Origin of the sequence: Massilia sp. X63, assembly GCF_041023745.1 — a bacterium.
GTDB lineage: Bacteria > Pseudomonadota > Gammaproteobacteria > Burkholderiales > Burkholderiaceae_D > Telluria.
Genome location: NZ_JBFTEF010000017.1, coordinates 1 through 22,258, shown reverse-complemented (window position 1 = coordinate 22,258; position 22,258 = coordinate 1). Strand labels below are relative to the sequence as shown.

Annotated in this window: 23 protein-coding genes; 9 read left to right on the top strand and 14 right to left on the bottom strand. The window is 65.9% G+C overall.

Annotation, left to right across the window (positions count from 1 at the left end; all coding sequences use genetic code 11):
* Nucleotides 1-69: 69 nt before the first annotated feature.
* From rpmH to AB3347_RS23020, 7 genes are all read left to right on the top strand, one after another.
* Nucleotides 70-204: a 50S ribosomal protein L34 gene (rpmH, locus tag AB3347_RS23050; RefSeq protein WP_040378179.1), complete on the top strand. Its 135-nt coding sequence runs from the start codon at nucleotides 70-72 to the stop codon at nucleotides 202-204.
* A 33-nt stretch (nucleotides 205-237) separates the two neighbouring features.
* Nucleotides 238-648, top strand: a complete 411-nt coding sequence (gene rnpA / locus AB3347_RS23045) for a ribonuclease P protein component (protein ID WP_369094049.1) — start codon at nucleotides 238-240, stop codon at nucleotides 646-648.
* Nucleotides 645-914, top strand: a complete 270-nt coding sequence (gene yidD, locus AB3347_RS23040; RefSeq protein ID WP_369094048.1) for a membrane protein insertion efficiency factor YidD — start codon at nucleotides 645-647, stop codon at nucleotides 912-914. The genes rnpA and yidD overlap by 4 nt, the downstream gene beginning before the upstream one ends.
* A gap of 10 nt (nucleotides 915-924) precedes the next feature.
* A complete protein-coding gene (yidC, locus tag AB3347_RS23035) occupies nucleotides 925-2,604 on the top strand; it encodes a membrane protein insertase YidC (RefSeq protein WP_369094047.1) in 1,680 nt (559 codons plus the stop codon).
* Nucleotides 2,605-2,687: 83 nt separating this feature from the next.
* Nucleotides 2,688-4,064: a tRNA uridine-5-carboxymethylaminomethyl(34) synthesis GTPase MnmE gene (gene mnmE / locus AB3347_RS23030; protein WP_369094046.1), complete on the top strand. Its 1,377-nt coding sequence runs from the start codon at nucleotides 2,688-2,690 to the stop codon at nucleotides 4,062-4,064.
* Between the two features lie 152 nt (nucleotides 4,065-4,216).
* Complete coding sequence (locus tag AB3347_RS23025; protein WP_369094045.1) at nucleotides 4,217-4,792, top strand: DUF1439 domain-containing protein; 576 nt, start codon at nucleotides 4,217-4,219, stop codon at nucleotides 4,790-4,792.
* 316 nt (nucleotides 4,793-5,108) lie between these two features.
* Complete coding sequence (locus AB3347_RS23020) at nucleotides 5,109-5,324, top strand: hypothetical protein (protein ID WP_369094044.1); 216 nt, start codon at nucleotides 5,109-5,111, stop codon at nucleotides 5,322-5,324.
* Here AB3347_RS23020 and AB3347_RS23015 read toward each other — a convergent pair.
* Together AB3347_RS23015 and AB3347_RS23010 are read right to left on the bottom strand one after the other, a co-directional pair.
* The gene (locus AB3347_RS23015; protein ID WP_369094043.1) at nucleotides 5,314-5,955 is read right to left on the bottom strand and encodes an Hpt domain-containing protein; all 642 of its coding nucleotides are present in this window, start codon (nucleotides 5,953-5,955) and stop codon (nucleotides 5,314-5,316) included. The genes AB3347_RS23020 and AB3347_RS23015 overlap by 11 nt on opposite strands.
* Nucleotides 5,956-5,957: 2 nt before the next feature.
* Nucleotides 5,958-6,929: a CAP domain-containing protein gene (locus AB3347_RS23010; RefSeq protein ID WP_369094042.1), complete on the bottom strand. Its 972-nt coding sequence runs from the start codon at nucleotides 6,927-6,929 to the stop codon at nucleotides 5,958-5,960.
* Nucleotides 6,930-7,069: 140 nt separating this feature from the next.
* Here AB3347_RS23010 and pssA point away from each other — a divergent pair, with 140 nt between their 5' ends.
* Complete coding sequence (gene pssA, locus AB3347_RS23005) at nucleotides 7,070-7,858, top strand: CDP-diacylglycerol--serine O-phosphatidyltransferase (RefSeq protein WP_369094041.1); 789 nt, start codon at nucleotides 7,070-7,072, stop codon at nucleotides 7,856-7,858.
* A gap of 13 nt (nucleotides 7,859-7,871) precedes the next feature.
* Here pssA and AB3347_RS23000 read toward each other — a convergent pair whose 3' ends face one another.
* From AB3347_RS23000 to AB3347_RS22945, 12 genes are all read right to left on the bottom strand, one after another.
* On the bottom strand, nucleotides 7,872-8,183 hold the full coding sequence (locus tag AB3347_RS23000; protein WP_369094040.1) for a metal-sensing transcriptional repressor: 312 nt from the start codon (nucleotides 8,181-8,183) through the stop codon (nucleotides 7,872-7,874).
* Between the two features lie 17 nt (nucleotides 8,184-8,200).
* Nucleotides 8,201-9,127: an aldo/keto reductase family oxidoreductase gene (locus AB3347_RS22995; protein WP_369094039.1), complete on the bottom strand. Its 927-nt coding sequence runs from the start codon at nucleotides 9,125-9,127 to the stop codon at nucleotides 8,201-8,203.
* Between the two features lie 97 nt (nucleotides 9,128-9,224).
* A complete protein-coding gene (locus AB3347_RS22990; protein ID WP_369094038.1) occupies nucleotides 9,225-10,370 on the bottom strand; it encodes a D-alanyl-D-alanine carboxypeptidase family protein in 1,146 nt (381 codons plus the stop codon).
* A gap of 101 nt (nucleotides 10,371-10,471) precedes the next feature.
* On the bottom strand, nucleotides 10,472-11,104 hold the full coding sequence (locus AB3347_RS22985; protein ID WP_369094037.1) for an alpha/beta hydrolase: 633 nt from the start codon (nucleotides 11,102-11,104) through the stop codon (nucleotides 10,472-10,474).
* Nucleotides 11,105-11,133: 29 nt separating this feature from the next.
* Nucleotides 11,134-11,460: a ferredoxin gene (locus AB3347_RS22980; RefSeq protein WP_369094036.1), complete on the bottom strand. Its 327-nt coding sequence runs from the start codon at nucleotides 11,458-11,460 to the stop codon at nucleotides 11,134-11,136.
* A gap of 47 nt (nucleotides 11,461-11,507) precedes the next feature.
* The gene (locus tag AB3347_RS22975; protein ID WP_369094035.1) at nucleotides 11,508-12,689 is read right to left on the bottom strand and encodes a VanZ family protein; all 1,182 of its coding nucleotides are present in this window, start codon (nucleotides 12,687-12,689) and stop codon (nucleotides 11,508-11,510) included.
* The gene (locus AB3347_RS22970; protein ID WP_369094034.1) at nucleotides 12,686-13,330 is read right to left on the bottom strand and encodes an ABC-type transport auxiliary lipoprotein family protein; all 645 of its coding nucleotides are present in this window, start codon (nucleotides 13,328-13,330) and stop codon (nucleotides 12,686-12,688) included. The genes AB3347_RS22975 and AB3347_RS22970 overlap by 4 nt, the downstream gene beginning before the upstream one ends.
* Before the next feature lie 8 nt (nucleotides 13,331-13,338).
* Nucleotides 13,339-14,286, bottom strand: coding sequence for an MlaD family protein (locus tag AB3347_RS22965; protein WP_369094033.1), 948 nt, complete (start codon nucleotides 14,284-14,286; stop codon nucleotides 13,339-13,341).
* Nucleotides 14,287-14,288: 2 nt separating this feature from the next.
* Nucleotides 14,289-15,134, bottom strand: a complete 846-nt coding sequence (locus tag AB3347_RS22960) for an ABC transporter ATP-binding protein (RefSeq protein ID WP_369094105.1) — start codon at nucleotides 15,132-15,134, stop codon at nucleotides 14,289-14,291.
* Nucleotides 15,135-15,142: 8 nt separating this feature from the next.
* A complete protein-coding gene (locus AB3347_RS22955) occupies nucleotides 15,143-16,294 on the bottom strand; it encodes an MlaE family ABC transporter permease (protein WP_369094032.1) in 1,152 nt (383 codons plus the stop codon).
* A 56-nt stretch (nucleotides 16,295-16,350) separates the two neighbouring features.
* Nucleotides 16,351-17,835 carry a DUF4080 domain-containing protein gene (locus AB3347_RS22950; RefSeq protein ID WP_369094031.1) on the bottom strand — a complete coding sequence of 495 codons (1,485 nt, stop codon included), beginning with the start codon at nucleotides 17,833-17,835 and terminating at the stop codon, nucleotides 16,351-16,353.
* Nucleotides 17,836-17,938: 103 nt separating this feature from the next.
* Nucleotides 17,939-19,117, bottom strand: a complete 1,179-nt coding sequence (locus AB3347_RS22945; RefSeq protein WP_369094030.1) for an OmpA family protein — start codon at nucleotides 19,115-19,117, stop codon at nucleotides 17,939-17,941.
* A 307-nt stretch (nucleotides 19,118-19,424) separates the two neighbouring features.
* Between AB3347_RS22945 and AB3347_RS22940 the strand changes: the two genes are divergently transcribed.
* Entirely contained in the window at nucleotides 19,425-21,857 is a 2,433-nt protein-coding gene (locus AB3347_RS22940; RefSeq protein WP_369094029.1) for a penicillin acylase family protein, read from the top strand.
* Nucleotides 21,858-22,258: the final 401 nt, after the last annotated feature.

Below are 22,258 nucleotides of genomic sequence, written 5' to 3'. Positions count from 1 at the left end.
ATTGGCGACGAATCCTGACACGACGTCAGACCCGATTTTGCATTTTCTTTTGCTTTAAGCGAGACCACCATGAAACGTACTTACCAACCTTCCGTCGTCCGTCGTAAGCGCACGCACGGCTTCCGCGCACGTATGGCTACCCGTGGTGGCCGTCAAGTCCTGAACGCACGCCGCGCCAAGGGCCGCAAGCGCCTGGCTGTCTAAGTTCCTTAGACCAGCAGATCGACGCGGTCGGCCATGACAGGCGAAGGTTCGCACGACTTCGCGCGCGTTCGGCGTATCGTTAAAACGGATGAGTTTTCATCCGTTTTTCGTTTGCGGCCGGCGCAAAAATCCGCGCATTTCGTGCTCTACACCCGGCCCAATTCCCTGCCGCATGCGCGGCTGGGCGTCGTTGCGGCCAAGCGTTTCGCGCCGCGCGCCGTCACCCGCAATACGATCAAGCGCGTCACGCGCGAGCTGTTCCGCACCAGCGAGCTGCAGCCCTTCGATTGCATCGTGCGCCTGTCGCGGCCGGTCAATAGCAAGGACGGGCCCGCCACCACGCGCGCCCTGAAGGCCGAGCTGCGCGCCGAGCTCACCCGCCTGTTCGCTTCCCAGCGCCCGCGCCGCGGCGCGCCCACGCCGGCAGTTCCCCCGACGCCATGAAGACGCTGCTGGTCTGGTTCCTTCGCGGCTACCAGCTGCTGCTGTCCCCGCTGCTCGGGCAGAAATGCCGTTTTTACCCGACCTGCTCCAATTACGCGATCGAAGCGCTGCGCGTGCACGGCGCCGCCCGCGGCTCGCTGCTGGCGGCGCGCCGCGTGTGCCGTTGCCATCCGTGGAATCCGGGCGGCGTCGATTTCGTCCCGCCGGCGCCTGAGGACAAGCACCAGCAACCTCCACCAGCCGCTCGCGGTTGTAACCACTCCTGACTAGACTCCAATGGAACTCAATAAACGTACCGTCCTGTGGATCGTGTTCGCCATTTCCCTGATTGTTCTCTGGAACAACTGGATGGTGGCCAACGGCAAACAGTCGCTGTTCTCGCCGGCCCCGCCAGCCGCCCAGGTGGCGCAGCAGCAGGCCAAGCCGAATGACGTGCCGGCCGCCGCGCAAGCGGGCGCTGCCGCCGTCCCTGGCGGGCCGGGCGCCAGCCCGGCCGGCGCCGCCCCGGCGGCCGCCGCGCCGGCAAGCCAGCGCGTCACCATCACCACCGACGTGGTGAAGGTCGACATCGACACCCTCGGCGGCGTCATCAAGCGCCTCGAACTGCTGAAGTTCGCCGACCACTTCGACAAGACCAAGAACCAGGTGCTGTTCAACGTGGGCGGCAACAACACCTACCTGGGCCAGACCGGCCTGGTCGGCAGCACCCCGGCCGGCGTCATGCCGAACCACCAGACACCGTTCGTCGCCCGTCCGGGCGTGCGTACTCTGGACGCCAACGGCACCGTGCAGCTGGTGCTGGACGCGGAGCAGGGCGGCGTGCGCCTGACCAAGACCTTCACCTTCCGCAAGGGCGACTACACCATCGGCGTGCGCCATGACGTGACCAACCTCACCGAGGCCCCGGTCCAGCCTTCGCTGTACCTGCAGCTGCAGCACGACGGCAACAAGCCGGCCAACGATTCGTGGTTCATGTCGAGCTACACCGGCCCGACCCTGTACACCGCCGAAGACAAGTACCAGAAGCTGACCTTCGAGAACATCGAGAAGGGCAAGGCCGAGCACTCGACCAAGGCCAATAACGGCTGGGTCGCGATCTCGCAGCACTTCTTCGTCTCGGCCTTCATCCCGGCCGACAAGGCGCAGCGCGACATCTACACCAAGAAGATCGCCACCAACCTGTATGCGATCGGCACCGTGCAGCCGCTGGGCACCGTGGCGCCGGGCGCGACCATCTCGAACGACGCCCGCCTGTACTCGGGCCCGCAGGACGAGAAGACCCTGGAAACCATCGCTCCGGGCCTGGAGCTGGTGAAGGACTACGGCGTGCTGACCATCATCGCCAAGCCGATCTTCTGGGTGATGGACCACTTGCACGCGCTGCTGGGTAACTGGGGCTGGACCATCGTCGCCCTGACCGTGCTGATCAAGCTGGCCTTCTTCCCGCTGTCGGCCGCCGGCTACCGCAGCATGGCCAAGATGCGCGTGGTGACCCCGAAGATGCAGGCGATCCGCGAGCGCTACAAGAACGACCCGCAGAAGATGCAGCAGGCCACCATGGAGCTGTACAAGACCGAGAAGATCAACCCGCTGGGCGGCTGCCTGCCGATCCTGGTGCAGATGCCGGTGTTCTTCGCGCTGTACTGGGTGCTGCAGTCGTCGGTCGAGATGCGCGGCGCGCCGTGGATCGGCTGGATCACCGACCTGACCCAGCCTGACCCGTTCTACATCCTGCCGATCGTGTACGCGGTGTCGATGTTCATCACCACGAAGCTGAACCCGCAGCCGACCGATCCGGTGCAGGCGAAGATGATGCTGTTCATGCCGCTGGCATTCTCGGTGATCTTCTTCTTCTTCCCGTCCGGCCTGGTGCTGTACTGGGTGGTCAACAACATCCTGTCGATCGCCCAGCAGTGGGTCATCACCAAGAAGTTCGAGACCGGCACGGCGAAGTAATCGTCTTCCGGCTTCACCCGAAAGCCCGCGCTTGCGCGGGCTTTTTACATTCCGCGTCTCCCCGTATCCCTTACAATCCCCCCATGAAACTCGACACCTCCCCCATCGCCGCCATCGCCACCGCCCCCGGCCGCGGCGGCATCGGCGTCGTGCGCGCCTCCGGTAAATCGCTGCCCGGCCTGATCGAGGCCCTGTTCCCGGGCGTGACACTGGCGCCGCGCCACGCCACCTACATTCCCTTCAGGGCCGCCAACGGCGACGTGATCGACCAGGGCCTGGCCCTGTACTTCCCGGGCCCGCATTCGTATACCGGCGAGGACGTGCTGGAACTGCATGGCCACGGCGGTCCGGTGGTGCTGCAGATGCTGCTGGCCCGGGTGCTGGAAGCGGGCGGCCCGCTCGGCCTGCGCCTGGCCGAACCGGGCGAGTTCACCCGCCGCGCCTTCCTGAACGACAAGCTCGACCTGGCCCAGGCCGAGGCCGTGGCCGACCTGATCGACGCCTCCACCGAAGCGGCGGCGAAGTCGGCCTCGCAGTCGCTGTCCGGCGCCTTCTCGCAGGTCGTGCACACCCTGGTCGACCAGACCATCAATCTGCGCATGCTGGTCGAGGCCACCCTCGACTTCCCCGAAGAAGAAATCGACTTCCTCGAAAAATCGAATGCGCGCGGCCAGCTGGCCGGCATCATCGAGGCGCTGGAAAACGTGTTCCGCCAGGCGGCGCAGGGCGCCTTGCTGCGCGAGGGCCTGAACGTGGTGCTGGTGGGCCAGCCGAACGTGGGTAAATCGTCGCTGCTCAATGCCCTGGCCGGCGCCGAGGTCGCGATCGTCACGCCGATCGCCGGCACCACGCGCGACAAGGTCACGGAAACGATCCAGATCGAGGGCATCCCGCTCAACATCATCGACACGGCGGGTATCCGCACCGACGAGGGCATCGACGTGGTCGAGCGCATCGGTATCGAGCGCACCTGGGGAGAGGTCGGCAAGGCCGACGTGATCCTGCACCTGCTGGACGCCAACCTGGGCCCGAGCGCGGAAGACGAAAAGATCGTGGCCGCCTTCCCGCAGGGCGTGCCGGTGCTGCGCATCTGGAACAAGATCGACCTGTCGGGCCACAAGCCGTCGATGGACGTGTCGCCCGACGCCACCCACCTGTACCTGTCGGCCCACGAGAAGCTCGGCATCGACCTGCTGCGTGCCGAACTGCTGCGCATCGCCGGCTGGCAGCAGACCGGCGAGTCGCTGTACCTGGCGCGCGAACGCCACCTGATTGCGCTGCGCGCCGCGCGCGAGCACCTGGAGCTGGCGCGCCAGCACGCCATGCAGGACGACCAGTCGCTCGACCTGTTCGCCGAGGAGCTGCGCCTGGCCCAGGACCAGCTCTCCAGCATCACCGGGCAGTTCACGCCGGACGATCTGCTGGGAGTGATCTTCAGCCGCTTCTGCATCGGGAAGTAGCAGGGCGGTCGGCTTTGCCGACCGTGCGCGCAAACCCGGCGTCAACAGATGTGGGCTGTTATTCGTTTGCCGCCCACCCCACGTATCGTCACTGCGCAACAGGTGCCGGCATGCTAGGCTAGCCGTCCAGACTGAACAGGAGGGCAGGGACGATGGCGGACAATCACGGAATCACCCGGCGGCGCCGGCTCGTGCAGGGCGGGCTGCTGCTGGCGGCCTGCGCGCTGCTGTCTTCCTGTGCCAGCCTGTCCGGCCCGCGCCAGGTCGAGATCCCGCTGCGCAAGCTGCAGGCCGGTATGGAGCGCCGTTTTCCGCTCAATCATCCCCTGATGGGCCTGTTCAACGTCCGCCTGTCGCGCCCCATGCTGTCGATCCAGCCCGAGCCCGACCGGGTGGCGCTGGCACTGGACGCCTCGGTAGCGCCGCCCTTCGCGCGCGATACCTGGGCCGGCAGCCTGGCTTTTTCCGGCCGCCTCTACGTCGATCCGGGCCGCCCGGCCGTGATGATGGCCGAACCGCGTGTCGACCGCATTGCCATCGGCGCCAGCCCGGAGGCCGAACGCCAGCTGGCGCGCGTGGCCAGTTCCCTCATCGACACCGTGGTGCGCGACACCCCGGTCTATACCTTCGACATGCACGACCTGCGCTACGCCGGTGTCCAGTACATCCCGACGCGGATCGAAACCACACGTTCTGGTCTGCTAGTGACGCTGGAGCCGGCGAAATAGACCATCAGTGGCGTTGCCGCCACGCGCACGTTTGCGTGCATACGTAAAGATTAGCAATACGCTATTATTTTTCCGCCTGCGGACGAGTTTATTGCTGGATACAACGCGAGTCCTTGGGGGAATTGTTGTTCCCAAGCCGAATCGGCAGTTCACGATTGCAGAGCCGGTTCATTCGGCGCACACTGGGACGCTTGGATGTGCACTGAACTGCCGTGGCGCGAACCCGCTGCGGTACACGCTTGAGGTTTCTCATGGGCACGATGTTCCGCTGAAGTAATCTTGGTTGGACTTCAGTTTGTCGTGTAGGGGGTGGATCTTGGAAACGACACAGGAAAGTTTTCCGGACAAGGGCCTGGCTGCCGAGCCAGTGCTGGCCGCGGTTGCCGCCGTGTCGCCAGTCATGCCGTCGCGGGCGAGCCTGCCTGCGAAAGGCTCGTGCTGGTACTGCGAGAAACCGCTCGACAGCGTACGCCGTTTTTGCGGCAAGGGCTGCGCGGACTCGTTCGACGAAGAAGCCGAATTTACCCGCTAGGCAGGTGCGCCCGGGCTTCCTGTCCGGCGGCCAGCACGCGCAAGGCCCGTTCGTAGTCGAACGCGGCCACCGCCGCTTCCAGCTCCGCCATGCGTGCCGCGCCCAGGCGGGTGCACAGCCCGGCGCGCTTTTCCGTCACGAAGTCTTGTGCGGCGCTGTCGCCGAGATCGAGCAGCGTGCATAGCCGCGCCAGCTCGCCTTCCGACAGCACGGCTTCGGACGGGGCAAGGCTGGCGGAGGCCGGCGCGGCCACCAGGCCATCCACCTGCGCGATCACCCGCGCCAGCTCCGCTTCGAGCCGGTCGAGCAATCCAGGGTTGGCCGGCGAACCGGCGCGCAGCAGCTGTTCGGTCTCCACCGCCAGCACGCGCAGCGGGCGGGCCTCGATCATGGCCGCCGCACCCTTCAGGGTATGGGCAATACGGTGCGCCAGCGTGGCGTCGGCGGCCGCGATCGCGTCGCGCAGGCGCGTCACATTGCCGGCATAGTCGGAACGAAAGCGGGTGAGGACGCGCAGGTACATGGACTGGTCGCCCATCATCCGCTCGAGGCCGGCGGCAACGTCGAGCGCCGACATGGAGGCTGGAGCGGTCGCCGGGACGGCCTGCGTGGCGCCGGAAGGAGACAGCACGCTCACCGGGTAGTGAACGACCAGGCGCGGGTCACCGGTACGCCGTTCACCGAGCCCGAGAAGCTCACCTCATAGGTGGTGGCGGCCTTCAGCGGCGCCAGCGGGACGATCGCGACGGCGGTGCGCTCCTTCGCGGTGGCCGACGCGTTCACCACCTGCACCTGCAGGTTGGCGCCGCCGCGCGGACGCACGGTGAAGCTCTCCATCGTCACCGGGGAATCGATGTTGGCGTGCACGCTGATCGGATAGCCCACCTCGTTGATGCCGGCCACCGGATCCGGGTCTTCGGTGTCGCTGTAGAAGTTCGGCGTCACGCCGGTCTGGCCATTGAACGGCCAGGTGACGACGGTGTTCGCGGCGATGCCGGGACCGAAGCCGCCGCGGGTCGCGAAGTCGGCGGTGAAGTAGTTATAGCGGCTCGCGGAGGTGGCGGCGCCGGTGCCGATTTCCCGGAACTTCGGTTCGAACATCACGAAGCGATGGTAGATCGCGGTGATCAGTTCTTCGGCCATGAAGAAGCCGCTGCCGTTGGTCGTGCCAGAGATCACCTCGCCATAGGCATAGCCCGAGTCGGGGATGGTGTAGCCGGCCGCGTTCAGGCGGTCCTTCAGGGTAACGCCGGTGAAGCCCGGGGTGCCCGGCTTCTGGTCGTGGCTCATCACGTTGTTGGTGCGCAGGTACTCGGAGTGACCCAGCGCCGCACGATTGATCAGCGCATTCTCTGTCACCGCCGGCACGCCTGCCTGGGTGCGGCGGTAGTTGATCCAGTTGCGGCCGTCGACCGCGATGTTGTTTGTCAGCGCAGGCGCGGAAGGATCCGGGGCGGCTGTCGGGGGCACGGCCGGGGTGCCGGCGAGCGGCGACCCAGCCACCGGGCCGGCGCCCGTGCTGTCGCCACCGCCGCCGCAGGCGGCCAAGGTCGACGCGGCCACCAATGCGGCGATGAGGAAGCGCCAGCGCGGCATATAGCTCATGTTGCAACTCCTGTCAATACTGTGAGACGAAGCGACATTCTAGAGTAAAACAGCGGGGGCTGCCGCCCGTCGCGTTGCGCGACGCCCGCATAATTCTCTCCCTGTAGAATATGGCATCGATCTTATTGCCGAGCCATCAATTGCAGCCACCTAAGCCAACCAGCCGGCAGCGCCTCGCGCGCGCCAAATTTGCCCTGCCCAGTTTCGTCACGCTGCTGTCGATTGCCTGCGGTTTCGGCAGCATCGTGATCTCGGTGGACAATGCGCATGTCGGGTCTCCGGCCGACTACCGCCTGGCCGCGATCCTGCTGGTGCTGGCCGGCGTGTTCGACGCGCTCGACGGCTTCGTGGCGCGCCTCACCAAGACCCAGTCCAGCTTCGGCGTGCAGCTCGACTCGATCGCCGACGTGATGAACTTCGGCTGCGCGCCCGGCCTTTTGTTGTACTGCTATGGCTTCGCGCAGATGGGCGCCGCGCACCCCACCCTGGTGCGCATGGGCGGCCTGGCCTGCTTCGTGTTCGTCGCTTGCGGCGCGCTGCGGCTGGCGCGCTTCAACGTCATGGTCGGCCGCACCGACCCGCGTTATTTCGTCGGCATGCCGATCACCGCCGGCGCGGCCTGCGTGGCGTCGGTGGTGGTGGCCTGGCCCGACCCCGCCACCACCATGGCGCAGTGCTTCGCGATCATCGCGTTGATGCTCGCGGTGGGCACGCTGATGGTGTCGACCGTGCGCTTCCCCAGCTCGAAGCACCCGAGCGGCAAGACGATGCTGGCGCTGGTGGCGGTGTGCGCGGTGCTGCTCGCCGTGCTGCAGACGCGCTTCTTCGTGCTGTTCTTCCTGCTGTACGTGTGCGCGACCCTGCTGCTGAACATCGCCTGGCGCATGGGGTGGAACGGCGTCGCGCCGCCCAAGGTCTACGAGGATTGACGGCTTCGCAGGCTCAAACGAATTTATCGAGCATCGCCGCCAGGTGCACCGCGCGCGCCTGCGCTTCCTCGAGGTCGCCCGCATTGCCGGCCTGGGTCTGGATCGCGCCGGCCAGCAGCTGCACGAAGGAGCGGTCGAGCGCCTTGCGCGCCGCCGCCATCTGCTGGGCCACGGCATCCACATCCGAGGGTTCGGCGGCGAGCGCGATCAGCTTCTGCACCCCGCGCAACTGGCCTTCGATGCGCGCCAGCCGGTTCAGCAGGTCTTTCTTCTGCTGCGCGGTGAGGGCGCTGCCCTCGATGATCTTCAGCGGGGTGTCGGCCATGTGCGCACCGTTCTGGTTCAGGCGACTTCGTGGCCGCGCGCGGCGCGCAGGATGCGGAACCAGTCGCCGCGTTCGAGCTGGAAGCCGGTTCCCGCCACCGCTTCGCGGATCGCTTCGAAACGCCCGGTGCCGGTGAGCGGGACCGGGCGGCTCGGCAGCTGCATGATCCAGGCGAACAGCACGCTGGCGAAGGGTTTCTCCATGCGCTCGGCGATGGCCTGGATGACGCTGCGGACCTCGGCGGCCCGGGCGTCGTCCGAGGTGAACAGGCGCCCGCCGCCCAGCGGCGACCAGACCATCGGTGCGATGCGCAGGTCTTGCAGGCCGTCGAAGGTCTGGTCGAACATCGGCGTCGTGACCATCGGAGAAAACTCGACCTGGTTGGTGCTGAGCGCCACCCGGCGGTTCAGGCATTCGAACTGGTGGCGCGTGAAGTTCGACACGCCCACGTGGCGCACCTTGCCGGCCTGCTGCAGGCGGGTGAAGGCTTCGGCGATCTCGTCGAAGTCCATCAGCGGGTCGGGGCGGTGGATCAGCAGCAGGTCGAGGTGGTCCGTGCCCAGCTGGCGCAGCGATTCCTCGCTGGATGCAACGATGTGGGCGGCCGTGGTGTCGTAGTGCTGGATGCCGTGCTGCGGGCGCTTGCCCGATACCAGCTTGATGCCGCACTTGCTCACCAGTTCGAGGCGATCGCGCAGCGAAGGCTGGGCGCGCAGGGCTTCGCCGAACAGGCCTTCGACGCCGTAGTCGCCGTAGATGTCGGCGTGGTCGAACGAGGTGACGCCAAGCGCGATGCACTGCTCGATGAAGGCCACGCGCTGCTGCACCGACATGCCCCAGTCGTTCATGCGCCACATGCCGGCCACGATGCGCGAGAGTTCGAGTCCGCCTTCGCGGGTGGCGATGCGGGGGCAGTGCAGGTCGGCGGGGAGCGGGGCGGTCATTGGCGTGGATCTGGTTGTCTGAGTCGTACGATTATAAAGAAAAAGCCCGCCCGGGCTTGCGCACGGACGGGCTTCTCGGCGGGAGGTCAAGCGGGGATCACTGCATCCACAGGCGCATCGAGTCCCAGGCGCGGCCGAAGATGCTGGCTTCCTGCACTTCGTCCAGCGCCACCACCGGCAGCGCGATCAGCGGCTTGCCGTCGACCATCATCTTCAGGGTGCCGACCTGCGCGTTGCGCGCCAGCGGGGCGACCAGCGGGTCCTTGCGCTCCAGGACCGGCTTCATCTTGCCTGCCACGCCCTTCGGCACGGTGACCAGCACGTCGCGGGTGAAGCCGAGCTTCACGTTCGATTCCGAACCTTTCCATACCGGCACGGTCGACACAGCCTGGCCCTTCGAATACAGCTTGACCGTGTCGAAGTTCTGGAAGCCCCAGTTCAGCAGCTTCTGGCTTTCCTGGGTGCGCACCGAATCCGAGGCGGTGCCCAGCACCACCGAGATCAGGCGGCGCTGGCCGGCGTTGCCGTTCGGGCGGCGCGCCGAGGCGATCATGCTGTAGCCCGAGGAATCGGTGTGGCCGGTCTTCATGCCGTCCACGGTCGGGTCCAGCCACAGCAGGCGGTTGCGGTTCTGCTGGGTGATCTTGTTGTAGGTGAACTGCTTGATCGAGTCGATCTTGTAGAACTCCGGGAAGTCGCGGATCACGTTCGCGGCCATCATCGACAGGTCGTGCGCGGTCGAGTAGTTGTTCGGGTCCGGCAAGCCGTGCGGGTTGGCCCAGCGGGTGCCCTTCAGGCCCATGCGCTCCGCTTCGCGGTTCATCAGGGTGACGAAGGTGCCTTCGTCGCCAGCCACCGCTTCGGCCAGCGCCACCGCGGCGTCGTTACCCGACTGGATCATCAGGCCGTGCAGCAGGTCGTTCACCGACACCGGAACCTTGGGATCGATGAACATCTTCGAGCTGCTGCCGTCCACCTTCCAGGCGCGGGTCGACACGTTGACCATCGTGTCCAGGGTCAGGCGCTTGTCGTGGATCGCACGGAAGGTCACGTAGGCCGTCATCACCTTGGTAAGCGATGCCGGTTCGATGCGGAGGTTGGGGTCTTGCGCGGCGATGACCTGGCCACTCGTCGCATCGAGCAGCAGCCACGACTTGGCTGCGATGGTCGGCGCCGGCACGGTCTGTGCACTGGCCGAAGCCATCAGCAGGCTGGCGGCAACAGCCGCTAACAGTTTTTTCATGGGAGTGTTCGCTGTAAAAAAAATGCTAATGCAGAAGTGCGCAAGGCAACACTCGAAGTATTGCCTCGAAAGAAGGGACTAATTATTGCACAGCGACAGCGTCAATTGTCACGTCGCGACCACATTTCTACGACAAGATTTTTAATGTGGCCCAGCTTGCGGTGGAAGAAGTGGTCGGCGCCCGGGATCACGGTCACCGGGATGTCGAGCGGGCGCGCCCAGTCGAACACTTCTTGCAGGGTGATCGTATCGTCAAGCTCGCCGTGGATCAGGATGGTGTCGGCGGGGACCGGCGGCATCGGCCACTTGCCGGCCGCGGTGCCGACCAGCACCAGGCGTTCGGCCGGGCGGCCGTCAAGCGTCAGGCGCTGCTGGAACTGGGCCTGCACGAAGGTACCGAAGGAGAAGCCGGCCAGGGCCACCGGCAGGCCCGGGTACTGCGCAGTCATGTGACGGTACATGATGTCCATGTCGTCCACCTCGCCGCGGCCGTCGTCGTGCACGCCCTCCGATTCGCCCACGCCGCGGAAGTTGAAGCGCGCGGTGGCGTAGCCGAGGGTGACGAAGGTGCGCGCCAGGGTCTGGGCCACCTTGTTTTCCATGGTGCCGCCGTACAGCGGGTGCGGATGCGCCACCAGGGCGATGCCGCGCGGTGCGCCTTCCGGCAGGTCGAGGATGCATTGCATCTTGCCGGCGTGGCCGTCGAGGGTAAACTTGTGCGAATACTTGTTCATTACGTGCTGGGCTAGTCGTGCGGGGATGATCAGATTTTCAGGCGCTCCACCACCTTGCCGCCCACCAGGTGGGTGTCGATGATGTCGTCGATGTCGGCGTTGTCCACGTAGGTGTACCAGGTGCCTTCCGGGTAGACCACGAGCACCGGCCCTTCCTCGCAGCGGTCGAGGCAGCCTGACTGGTTGATGCGCACCTTGCCCTGGCCGTTCAGGCCGAGTTCCTTGATGCGCTTCTTGGCGTGCTTCTGTGCTTTCTCGGCGCCGCACTTGCCGCAGCTCTGGCGGGCATCCTTGCCGTCGCGCTCGTTCATGCAGAAGAAGACGTGGTGCTTGTAGAAGGATTGATCGTCGTTCATGTCGGTCTCTTAAGGAGGTGCGCAAGGCGCAATGATACGGCAAATACTCAGGGGGCCGGGTCGGCCACGCCGGGACGCGGCTCCTGGCGGTTCAGCTTGTGCGAGGGCAGCAGCAGGAACCACAGCGCAAGGAAGGGCCACAGCAGGGACAGGAACTGGGCCGCCCCGTTAAAGTTCAGGAACTTGCCCTGCACCCAGCCCTGCAGGGTGGAGACGAAATACGGGTTTACCGGGATCGTATTGACGACCACCAGGCTGAGGACCAGGGTAACCACGGCGAGGCGCCGCTGCGCCACCTGCGGCGCGAACACCAGGCCGGCCAGCATGATCAGGCCGATGATGAAGCCGCCCTCGGCGCCCGGCGTCACCCACACGAAGGCGTTATCCGGGCGGAACAGCAGCGAGCTGGCCAGCGCCTTGACCAGCAGCGCCGTGGCCAGGAAGACCACCATCAGCAGGAAGCGCGGGGCATTGCGGCGCACCAGGCACATCAGGGTGAGCACCGCGCCGGTCATGCCGCAGGCGGTGATGATGGTCTCGGACAGCCAGAACTGCTCCACCGTCATCATGGTGTCGGGACGCAACATGGCCACCAGGTCGATCTCGGTATCGAACCAGCGCGACAGCCAGTCCGAGACGATCGGCAGCACCTGGCCGTGCCCGAACAGGTAGCTTTGCGGGTAGATCTGGGCCAGCGGCCACAGCGCCACCAGCACCAGGCCCTGGCTGGCGTACGGGGCGAACCAGCGGCGCCGCAGCTGGAACAGGCGGCTGCGGTCGAGCAGGCCGGGCGCCCACCAGGCGCCCAGCAGCGCGCCCACCAGGCAGCCGCCGGCGTTGGTGAGCAGGTCGAGGTTGGAGGGCACGCGGCTGGGCAGGAAGTTCTGCACGGTCTCCATCGTGCCGGTGACCAGCACCCCGCCAATCGCCGCCAGCAGCACCGCCCAGATGCCACGGATGCGCGGGTACATCGACAGCACCAGCAGCACGCCCAGCGGGATGTAGCCGACGATGTTGACGCCGACGTCGAAGCCGGTCCAGTAGCGCGGCTTGACCAGGTTCAGGAAGGTGAACAGCGGCAGCCCGCTGTCCCTCCAGCCCGAGAACGGGTACCAGCTGGCGTAGACGATCAGCAGCAGGTAGGCCAGCAGCGCGGCGCGTGAAATGGGCGAGCCGCGTCCTTCGCGCGGGCGCTCGCGCAGATCGACGGCGACGCTTGGTTCGGTCATCGTTTGCGGGTGTCGAGCGTGGACAGCCAGGCCAGGATGTCGGCCGCGACCGCGTCGGTGCTGGCGGCGAGCGCGCGCGCGCCGCCCGGCGCGTCGGCGCTCGGGGCCGGCGTGGCGCGCGTGAAGCTGCGCTGGTCGACCAGGCGGTGGTCGTTGAACAGCGAGGCGCGCAGGGTCAGCTGGCCTTCGCTCTGGTTCGCGCCGGTGAAGGCATGGACGAAGTCGTCCACTTCCACGCGCAGCAGCGGCACGCCGGTGGAGGCATCGGTGGCCGAGAGCACCTTCATGCCCGATTGCGCCAGGCGCGTCTTGACGCGCTGGGTGAGCATCTGCAGCGGGTTGCCGGCCCAGCGGCTGTTGGCATAGGTGCGGGCCTGCAGCGCGTCGGCGTAGTTCAGGCGGTAGTACATGCGCTCGTTCTCGAGGGCCGAGGGGCCGGTGGCGTCCATCACGACGATGGCCGGCATGGCCGCGGGCGCGGCCGCCGCCTGCTGGAGCGGCGCCGAGGGACCGAAGTCGTAGGTCGTGCCGTCGTGGGTCTTGGTGCTGGCGCAGCCGGCCAGCAGGGTCACGGAGACAAGCGCGCAAGCGCCGAGTGCGGGCAGGGAGCGGATCGGAAGACGAAGCAGATAGGCGGTCACGGTGGTCCTCATTTGGTCGGGGGCACGAAGCCCGGTTCGCCCGGCCCCGGCTGGGCGCTCGGTGCGCCGAACAGGATGCTCTGCGGGCGGTCGGACAGCGAGGTGGCGGTGCGCTTCACGGCGCGCAGGGCGCCGCGCGCCTCGTCGGTCATCTGGACGACGTGCGGCAGGGTCTGGAGTTCGAGTTCGCTGGTGGCCGACTGCAGCGAGCCGACCGCGCCGTTCAGGCGCTCGAGCGGGCCGTCCGGCGCCTGCAGGCGGGTGGCCAGCTGGCCGTAGTTGTCGGCGGTGGCCTGGATGCTGGCGGCGGCGGTGTCGAAGGAGTTCAGGCTGCGGTCGAGTTTTGCCGTGAGCGCCGGCAGGCGCTCGATGGTCGGTTCCAGCTTTTGCGGGATGGCGGCGTAGGCGTCGGCCGCCTTGCCGATGCTGTCGAAGGCGCCGACGATGGTCTTCTGGTTCTCGTCGGTGACCATCTTGGCCAGGCTGTCGGTGATCTGTTCAGTCTTCTCGAGGATCGCCAGGCCGCGCTTTTCCAGGATGTCGAGCAGGCCCGGACGCAGCGGGATGCGCGCCGGCTGGTCTTCGCGCTGGGGCAGGCGCGGCGAGCCGGTGCGGTCGTCGTCGAGCTGGATGAAAGCGATGCCGGTCACGCCCTGGTAGCCGAGCGAGGCGAAGGTGGTGGTGGTGATCGGCGAATCCTTCTCGACCGACAGCTTGATCAGGATCTGGCCGGTGACGCGCGGGTCGAACACGATCTGGTCGACGCGGCCCACTTCCAGGCCGCGGTAGCGCACCGTGGCTTCCGGGTTGAGGCCCGGGATCGACTGCGTGGTGACGATCTCGTAGGGCACCAGCTCGGTGCGGTCGCGGTTCAGCCACAAGCCGGCCAGCACCGCGGCGACCACCAGGGCGATCGTAAAGACGCCCGTCATCAGGGCATACGACCTGTTTTCCATATTCAGTCCTCCGAATCGTTCTGGGCGTTGCGCTCTTCGAGCACTTCCAGCGCCCGCTGGCCGCGCGGGCCCAGGAAAAAGTGTTTGATGAACGGATGCTGGACCCGCAGCACGTCGCAGGCCGGTCCCACCGCCAGCACGTGCTTCTCGGCCAGCACCGCGATGCGCGACGAGAGCGCGAACAGGGTGTCGAGATCGTGCGTGACCATCACCACGGTGAGCTTCAGCTCGCTGTGCAGGGTCTGGATCAGCGACACGAAGGCATCCGACAGGTCGGGGTCGAGGCCCGCGGTGGGCTCGTCCAGGAACAATAAACGCGGTTCGAGCGCCAGGGCGCGCGCCAGGGCCGCACGCTTGACCATCCCGCCCGACAGGTCGGACGGCATCTTGTTGGCGTGTTCCGGGCCCAGTCCCACCATGTCCATCTTGAGCAGCACCGCGTCGCGGATCACGTCCTCGGGCAGCGCGCGCAGTTCGCGCATCGGGAAGGCGATGTTGTCGAACACGCTCAAGGCCGAGTACAGCGCGCCCTGCTGGAACAGCATGCCCCAGTGGTTGCGCATGCGCTGCAGCTGTTCCGGATCGGCCTTGCTGATGTCTTCGCCGAATACCTTCACACTGCCCTCCGACGGACGCTCCAGGCCCAGCATCTGGCGCAGCAGCACGGTCTTGCCGGTGCCGGAGCCGCCCACGATGGTGAGGATTTCGCCGGCATAGATGTCGAGGTTCAGGTCCTGGTGCACCACGGTGCGCCCGAAGCGCGTCCACAGATTGCGGATCTCGACCACCGGCGGCCCGACGTCTTCCTCGGGGCGCTTGTTCAGGCGCTGCGGCGCGCGTTCTTTCATGTCCGCCATCAGAACCCCACGTCGTTGAAGATGATGGCGTACACCGCGTCCGCCAGGATGACCACGGTGATCGCGGTGACCACGGCGGTGGTGGTGCCGCGGCCCAGGCTCTCGGTGTTGGGCTTGATGCGCAGGCCGAAGTGGCAGGAGACCAGCGCGATCAGCATGCCGAAGGTGGCCCCCTTGAGCAGGCCGATGCTGTAGTTCACCACCGGCACCGCGTCTGGCAGCTTCTGGATGAAGTAGCGGAACGACAGGCCGAGTTCGATCTTGGCCGAGACCATGCCGCCGATCAGGGCCATGGCGTCGGTCCAGACCACCAGCAGCGGCATCGAGATGGCCAGCGCGATCACCTTCGGCATGATCAGGCGCTGGCCGTGCGAGATGCCCATCACCAGCATGGCGTCGAGTTCCTCGGTCACCCGCATCACGCCCAGCTGGGCGGTGATCGACGAACCGGAGCGGCCGGCCACCAGGATCGCCGCCAGCAGCGGGCCCAGTTCGCGGATCACCGCCATGCCCAGGATATTGACGATGTAGATGTCGCCGCCGAACATGCGCAGCTGCTGCGACGACAGGAAGGACAGCACGATCCCGATCAGGAAGCCCACCATCGCGGTGATGCCGAGCGCCTGGAAGCCGGAGTGGTAGATGTTGGCCGAGATCTCGCGCCAGGGCCCGGCCTGCGGGCGGCGCAGGAAGCGGCCGATGTCCAGGATCAGCTGGCCGATCAGGCTGACGAAACCGCGCAGATGCTCGAAAAAGGACAGGATGCCGCTGCCCAGCACGATCAGCCAGTTCAGCGGGCTGACCTTTTGCCGCGGCAGCGTGAGGGCGCTGGCCTTCTCGATGCGGCCGAACAGTTCTTCGTGCTGCGGATCGAGCTTCAGGCGCGCGGGGCGCTGCTTGCCCCAGGCGTTCCAGAGCATCTGGGCGCCGACATGGTCGAGGCGCTCGATGCCGGACAGGTCCCAGTCGAGGGACTGCTTGTGCTTGAGCGAGGCCAGGGTACGTGAAATGGCCTTGAGGACGCCGCGCCGCGCCAGCGTATGCACCTGCCAGACGCCGCTGGCGACGACAGACTGGCCCGCGCCCTGGCCGCGATGTGCGTCCGAATCGGGATGCTGGATGGTTAATATTGGCGCATTTTCAATCTGCATTGCGCCAGTGTAAAAGAGAATCGTTATCGCTGCTACACGGTTTCTAACGTAGCGCGCTATGTCGCCAGATGGCGGATCTGGCGTTCGGGCGCGGCCGCCGCCGGCTTGTGCACTGGGGCCGTATCGAGCTTGCCGGCATAGTCGCTGGCCAGCAGGGCAGCGGCTTCGTCGCGCGCCATGCCGCGCAGCTGCAGCCATTCCTGCACCAGCTTCGCCAGCTTCTCGAGGGCGATGCGGTGGGTGGCGTCGGTCTTCGCATAGATCCAGTCCGAGAAGGCCATGAAGTTGTCGAACGGGGTCTCGCCCAGCAGCGTGCGGGTGGTGTTGGCGAAGCGCCCCGAGTTGGCGACCAGGTCCCAGTAGCGGGCAAAGCGCACCAGGCGCTGCATGGTGGCGAAGTCGACCTGGCTGGTGGCCAGCACGGTATACGGTGGATAGTGATCGTAGACCATGCCGAAGGGCTCGGTGTAGCGGATGATCGGCGTGCCGCGCAGGCGTTTGAGGATACCGAACTGGATCTCCTGGGCGCCGAGTTTGACCAGTTGGTCAAAACCGCGGGCGAAGCTGGCTACGTCCTCGCCGGGCAGGCCGGCGATCAGGTCCACGTGCAAGTGGGTGGTCGAGTGTTCGGTGAGCCAGCGGATGTTGTCGGCGGCCTTGGCATTGTCCTGGCGCCGGCTCACCAATGCCTGCACTTCCGGGTTGAAGCTCTGGATGCCGATCTCGAACTGCAGCGCGCCTGGCGGGAATTTCGCGATGCCCTCCTTGAGCGCCTCCGGCAGGTGGTCGGGGACCAGCTCGAAGTGGGCGTAGACCGGGTCGTCCGGATTCTGCGCCAGCTTGTCGAGGAAGAACTGCATGATCCGCAGGCTGGTCTTGACATTCAGGTTGAAGGTGCGGTCGACGAACTTGAACAGGCGCGCGCCCCGTGCATACAGCGACTCCATCTCGGCCAGGAAGGCGTCGAGCGGGAACGGCCAGGCGGTCTTGTCGAGCGAGGACAGGCAGAATTCGCACTTGAACGGGCAGCCGCGCGAGGCTTCCACGTACAGGGTGCGGTGGGCGATGTCTTCGTCGCTATACAAAGAATAGGGCAGGGCGATCTCCGCCATCGGCGGCTGCACGCCGGCGTGCACCTTCATCAGCGGCTTGGGGCCGTTCAGGATCTCGCCGCACAGCTTCGGGAAGGTCACGTCGCCCCAGCCGGTGACCACGTAGTCGGCCAGCCGCACGATCTCCTGCTCGCCCGTTTCGTGCGAGACCTCGGGGCCGCCCAGCACCACGGTGACCTGGGGCGCGACGCGCTTGAGCATCGCCACCAGCCGGGTGCTCTCTTCGACGTTCCAGATATAGACGCCCAGGCCGACGATGCGCGGCCGGTGCGCGAGGATGCGCTCGACCAGGTCGCTGGTCTTGGCGCCGATGACGAATTCGTGGATGCGCGTCTGTTCCTGCAGCGGGCCCATGTTGGCAAGCAGGTAACGGAGTCCGAGGGAAGCGTGGGTGTAGCGCGCGTTGAGCGTGGAAAGCAGGATGGTCATCCCACGCATTGTACCGAATGCAGGCGCCGCGCCTGCAGCGGCGGCGCCACAAAAAAGAAAAGCGCCCGGCGCGGGCCGGACGCTTCTGGCAGGCCGGAGAGGCTTACTTGGTGACGGTGCGGGTACCGACCACTTCGATGGTCACGCGGCGGTTCTTGGCGCGGCCTTCGGCGGTGGCGTTGTCGGCGACCGGCTGGGTCTCGCCCTTGCCTTCGGTGTACAGGCGTGCCGGGTCCAGGCCCTTCGAGACCATGTAGGCCTTGACGGCTTCGGCGCGGCGCAGCGACAGCTTGTTGTTGTAAGCGTCGGTGCCGACCGAGTCGGTGTGGCCGACGGCGATCATGACTTCGGTGTTCAGGCCTTCCAGTTTCGACATGAACTCGTCCAGGGCTGCCTTGCCTTCCGGCTTGACGATGGCCTTGTCGAAGTCGAACAGGGCTTCAGCGGCGATCGAGACCTTTTCCGAGGTCGGGACCGGTTCCGGTGCCGGCTGGACCGGGGTGGCGACCGGTTCCGGTGCCGGTGCCGGCGCTGCTTCGACCGGTGCCGGTGCAACGTAGGCGGCCTTGGCCGGACGGCCGAACTTGTAGACCAGGCTCAGCGAGGTCATGTGGACGTCGCCGTTGTTCTGCACGCCGTCGGTCACGCGGTAGCGCTCGATCTCGCCGCGCAGTGCCAGGGCTTCGGTCAGCTTGAACTCGGCGCCCAGGCCCAGCTTGGCGTGGCGGCGGCCTTCGTTCGGCGGGTTCGGGTTGGTCACGGCGTTCAGCACGTTGCCGCTGTAGTGGGTACGTGCCTTGGCGTACTGCACGCCGGCGCGGGCCAGCAGCGACAGGCGCTCGGTCAGCGGCAGCTGGCCGACCAGGTCCAGGTTCACGCCGCGGAAGTCGGTCTCGCCGTGCAGCGTGCGGCCACCGGTGGTGCCGGCGTCGAAGCTGAAGTCACCCAGGTCGAAGTAACCTGCCTCGATGGCGAAGTAGCGGTTCAGCTGCTTGCCGACGAACAGCTTGTAGCCGGTGTCGCGGTTGTCCGCGTTGAACGAGGTCAGCGGGAGGCCAGCCTGGGACATGCCGCGTGCCAGGTCGTTGTTGTAGATCTTGGCGCGCGAACGACCAACGCCCGCACCCATGTACCAGGCGCTGTTGGCCCAGTCGGGATTCACGAAAGTCGCATCGGCTGGCGCCGACTGCTGGGTTGCGGTGTCCTGCGGCGCGGCTTGGGCGCTCATCATGGTTGCGCAGGCCAGTGCGATCAGTGCGGCGAGTTTGCTGGAAGTTTTCATTGTTCTATTTTCACTAAATAACATGGTTGATCATGGGGCCAAAAGCCACAACTCTTGGGTAATTGCAGAGCGAAGTATTACCTTTTGGCATCTTGCGTACTGTTCGTTATCTCGCATAAGAATCAATATTTTCGAGAAAACAACAGTGATTGTACTAAAAATGCTGCAACGCATCAGTTTACGGGCTGGAGTGTGCGGTCTCCCTGCCTGCTCATCCATTTATCTGCGTTGCATATCGTGCGGGCAAACCTTCAGGGTTACAGTGACCGGCACATGTCAAACGCGTTCGCGACGCAGAAAGGTCCCCATGCAAGGCCGCACCACCACATACCAGATCCCTGTCAAGCTGTTGTTCGCCACGACGCTGGCGCTGGCGCTGGCCGCCTGCGGCCGCGACCCGGACGCCGGCCAGTCCGCCACGATGTCGCAGACGTCCGCCCGCACGCAGGCGGTCCCGCGCATCAAGGTCGATGTCGCGCGGACCTCACACGGGGTGCCGCACGTGCAGGCCACGGATTTCCGCAGCCTGGGCTATGGACTGGCCTATGCCTACGCCCAGGACAACGTCTGCATGTTTGCCGATTCCCTGCTGACCGTGCGCGGCGAGCGCTCGCGCTTCTTCGGCGCCGAGGCGCGCCCGCGCCAGCGCACGGGCGACGAATACGGTGGCGGCAGCGGCTTCATGGACCTCAAGAACGAGGACAGCGATTTCTTCTTCAAGGGCTATATTGACCTCGACCGCCTGCGTGCCGACTATGCCGCCGGCCCTGCGGAGCCGCGCCAGCTGCTCGAAGGCTTCGCCGAGGGCTATAACCGCTACCTGAAGGACCAGGCCGGCAAGCTGCCTGCGGCCTGCGCTGGCGCCAAGTGGGTCAAGCCGATCAGCTTCGACGACATGGCCCTGGTGGTGGCCGAAAAGGCGCTGCACGCATCGGGCCAGGTGTTCGCGGCCGATTTCGTGGCTGCCGGCCGCACCCCCGGCGAGACGGTGAGCCTGGCCAAGCTGGCACCGCGCAAGGTCGACACGCGCACCCTGGTCGCCCAGCTCGAGCACCTGAAGCGGCAGGGCATCGGCAGCAATGCGCTGGCGGTCGGCAAGGACGCCTCCGCCAACGGCCGCGGCCTGTTGCTGGGTAACCCGCACTTCCCCTGGACTACCACCGACCGCTTCTACCAGGCGCACCTGACGGTCCCGGGTCGTTACGACGCCATGGGCGTGATCATCGGCGGCGTGCCGGCAGTCGTCATCGGCTTCAACCGGGACGTCGCCTGGAGCCACACGGTGACCACCGCCTACCACTTCACGACCTTCCGCCTGGCGCTGGATGCCGGCGACCCTACCGGCGCCACTTATCTATATGACGGCGAACGGCGCAAGATGACGTCGAAGACCGTCACGGTCGATGCCCTGCAGGCGGACGGCTCGGTGCGCGCGCGCAGCAAGACCTTTTACTTTAGCCACCAGGGCGCCGTCATTGTCCGTCCCGAAGCGGGCATGACCTGGAGCTCGACCGCCGCCTTCGTACTGGCCGACCCGAACCGCAACAACACCCGCATGCTGGAACAATGGCTGGGCATCGGCCAGGCGCGCAGCGTGCGCGAGCTGAAGGCGTCGATCGACAAGGTGGTCGGACTGCCGTGGGTGAACACGATCGCGGCGGACCGCGATGGCAATACCCTGTATGCCGACGCCAGCGTGGTGCCGCACATGAACACGGACAAGTTCATCAATGGCTGCCTGCTGCTGGAAGCGGCCCTGCTGTTCGACGGTTCGCGCAGCAGCTGCGGCTGGGGCCAGGACCAGGGTGCCCCGAGCGGTATTTACGCGCCGAACAACGGGCCGTGGATGATGCGCACCGATTACGTCGGTAATTCCAACGACAGTTATTGGCTGACCAATCCGAAAGCCCTGCTGACGGGGCCCGCCCCGTTCGGCTATTCGCCGCTGTATGGCGGCATCGGTATCGAGCAGAGCCTGCGTACCCGTCTCGGCTTCCGCCAGCTCGAGGACCTGCTCGCGCAAAAACGCACGCTGGGGCTGAGCGACATGCAGGCACTGGCCTTCTCGAACCGCGTCCATGCGGCCGAGTTGGTGCTGCCGGAGCTGCTGACCGCCTGCGCCGGCGCAAGCGACGCGCTGTCGCGCCAGGCATGCACGACCCTGCAGGCCTGGGACCGCCGTGCCGACGTCGACAGCCGTGGTGCCGTCCTGTTCCGCGAATTCTGGAGCATCGCCTCCAGGATGCCGAACAAGTGGGCCACGCCTTTCGACCCGGCCGATCCGGTCCATACCCCGCATGGGGTGGCGCCGGCAGCGATGCCCGGCATGCTGGCGGCGCTGCGCACTGCGGCGGGCAAGCTGCAGTCGCTCGGCATCCCGCTCGACGGCCGTCTCGGCGACTACCAGGTGGAGCCGCGCAACGGCGTGCGCATTGCGCTACACGGCGGGAATGGCGACGAAGAGGGCACCTATAGCTCGCTGACCATGGCGACTCCGCTGGGTAAGGATGGCTATGTGGGCGTTGTGTGGGGGCAGAGCTACATCCAGACCGTGGGCTTCGACGCCAATGGCCCGGTGGCGCAGGCAATGCTGACCTACGGCCAATCGACCGATCCGAAGTCGCCCTGGTACGCCGACCAGACCGCGGCCTACTCGCGCAAGGAATGGCCGGTGCTGCCGTTCACGCAGCAGAAGATCAAGGCCGATCCGCACTATGTGAGCATGAGCCTGCGGGATTGAGCCCTGTCTGGATGAGCCACCTTGTTCCGGCCTCGGCCGGAACAAGGTCGTTCGTACAGTCATCCCGCGTTTAAGCCAGCCTGAAATGTCTCAAAAACTCACACCAGGCCCTTGCGCCATGGCCGGTGGCTTTGTTATGATTCTTGTCTTCCAACGCTGCTTCGATTCGCAAAACGAACGACAGCGAAAGAAAAAAGAGGGGCTTGACGAACAACGCAGAACACCGCATAATCTCGCTTCTCTGCTGCTGACGAACACAACGCTTCGTAACCAGGCAGCAAGGTAGTACAGAACAAGAGTTCTTTAACAATCAACAGTCGATAAGTGTGGGCGTTTGATGAAGGTGCCGGCTGGCTTAGGTCAGCTGCATACTTAAATTATCAAATGTTCACAAGAAATAA

Excerpts from the sequence above, each read along its gene's own strand:
- AB3347_RS22940 (WP_369094029.1), top strand. The coding sequence starts at position 19,425 with ATGCAAGGCCGCACCACCACATACCAGATCCCTGTCAAGCTGTTGTTC.
- AB3347_RS22950 (WP_369094031.1), bottom strand. The coding sequence starts at position 17,835 with ATGACCATCCTGCTTTCCACGCTCAACGCGCGCTACACCCACGCTTCC.
- yidC (WP_369094047.1), top strand. The coding sequence starts at position 925 with ATGGAACTCAATAAACGTACCGTCCTGTGGATCGTGTTCGCCATTTCC.
- mnmE (WP_369094046.1), top strand. The coding sequence starts at position 2,688 with ATGAAACTCGACACCTCCCCCATCGCCGCCATCGCCACCGCCCCCGGC.
- AB3347_RS22965 (WP_369094033.1), bottom strand. The coding sequence starts at position 14,286 with ATGGAAAACAGGTCGTATGCCCTGATGACGGGCGTCTTTACGATCGCC.
- rnpA (WP_369094049.1), top strand. The coding sequence starts at position 238 with ATGACAGGCGAAGGTTCGCACGACTTCGCGCGCGTTCGGCGTATCGTT.
- AB3347_RS22955 (WP_369094032.1), bottom strand. The coding sequence starts at position 16,294 with ATGCAGATTGAAAATGCGCCAATATTAACCATCCAGCATCCCGATTCG.
- AB3347_RS23025 (WP_369094045.1), top strand. The coding sequence starts at position 4,217 with ATGGCGGACAATCACGGAATCACCCGGCGGCGCCGGCTCGTGCAGGGC.
- AB3347_RS23000 (WP_369094040.1), bottom strand. The coding sequence starts at position 8,183 with ATGGCCGACACCCCGCTGAAGATCATCGAGGGCAGCGCCCTCACCGCG.
- AB3347_RS22975 (WP_369094035.1), bottom strand. The coding sequence starts at position 12,689 with ATGACCGAACCAAGCGTCGCCGTCGATCTGCGCGAGCGCCCGCGCGAA.
- AB3347_RS22985 (WP_369094037.1), bottom strand. The coding sequence starts at position 11,104 with ATGAACAAGTATTCGCACAAGTTTACCCTCGACGGCCACGCCGGCAAG.
- AB3347_RS22990 (WP_369094038.1), bottom strand. The coding sequence starts at position 10,370 with ATGAAAAAACTGTTAGCGGCTGTTGCCGCCAGCCTGCTGATGGCTTCG.
- AB3347_RS22980 (WP_369094036.1), bottom strand. The coding sequence starts at position 11,460 with ATGAACGACGATCAATCCTTCTACAAGCACCACGTCTTCTTCTGCATG.
- AB3347_RS23010 (WP_369094042.1), bottom strand. The coding sequence starts at position 6,929 with ATGAGCTATATGCCGCGCTGGCGCTTCCTCATCGCCGCATTGGTGGCC.
- AB3347_RS22945 (WP_369094030.1), bottom strand. The coding sequence starts at position 19,117 with ATGAAAACTTCCAGCAAACTCGCCGCACTGATCGCACTGGCCTGCGCA.
- AB3347_RS22960 (WP_369094105.1), bottom strand. The coding sequence starts at position 15,134 with ATGAAAGAACGCGCGCCGCAGCGCCTGAACAAGCGCCCCGAGGAAGAC.
- rpmH (WP_040378179.1), top strand. The coding sequence starts at position 70 with ATGAAACGTACTTACCAACCTTCCGTCGTCCGTCGTAAGCGCACGCAC.
- AB3347_RS22995 (WP_369094039.1), bottom strand. The coding sequence starts at position 9,127 with ATGACCGCCCCGCTCCCCGCCGACCTGCACTGCCCCCGCATCGCCACC.
- yidD (WP_369094048.1), top strand. The coding sequence starts at position 645 with ATGAAGACGCTGCTGGTCTGGTTCCTTCGCGGCTACCAGCTGCTGCTG.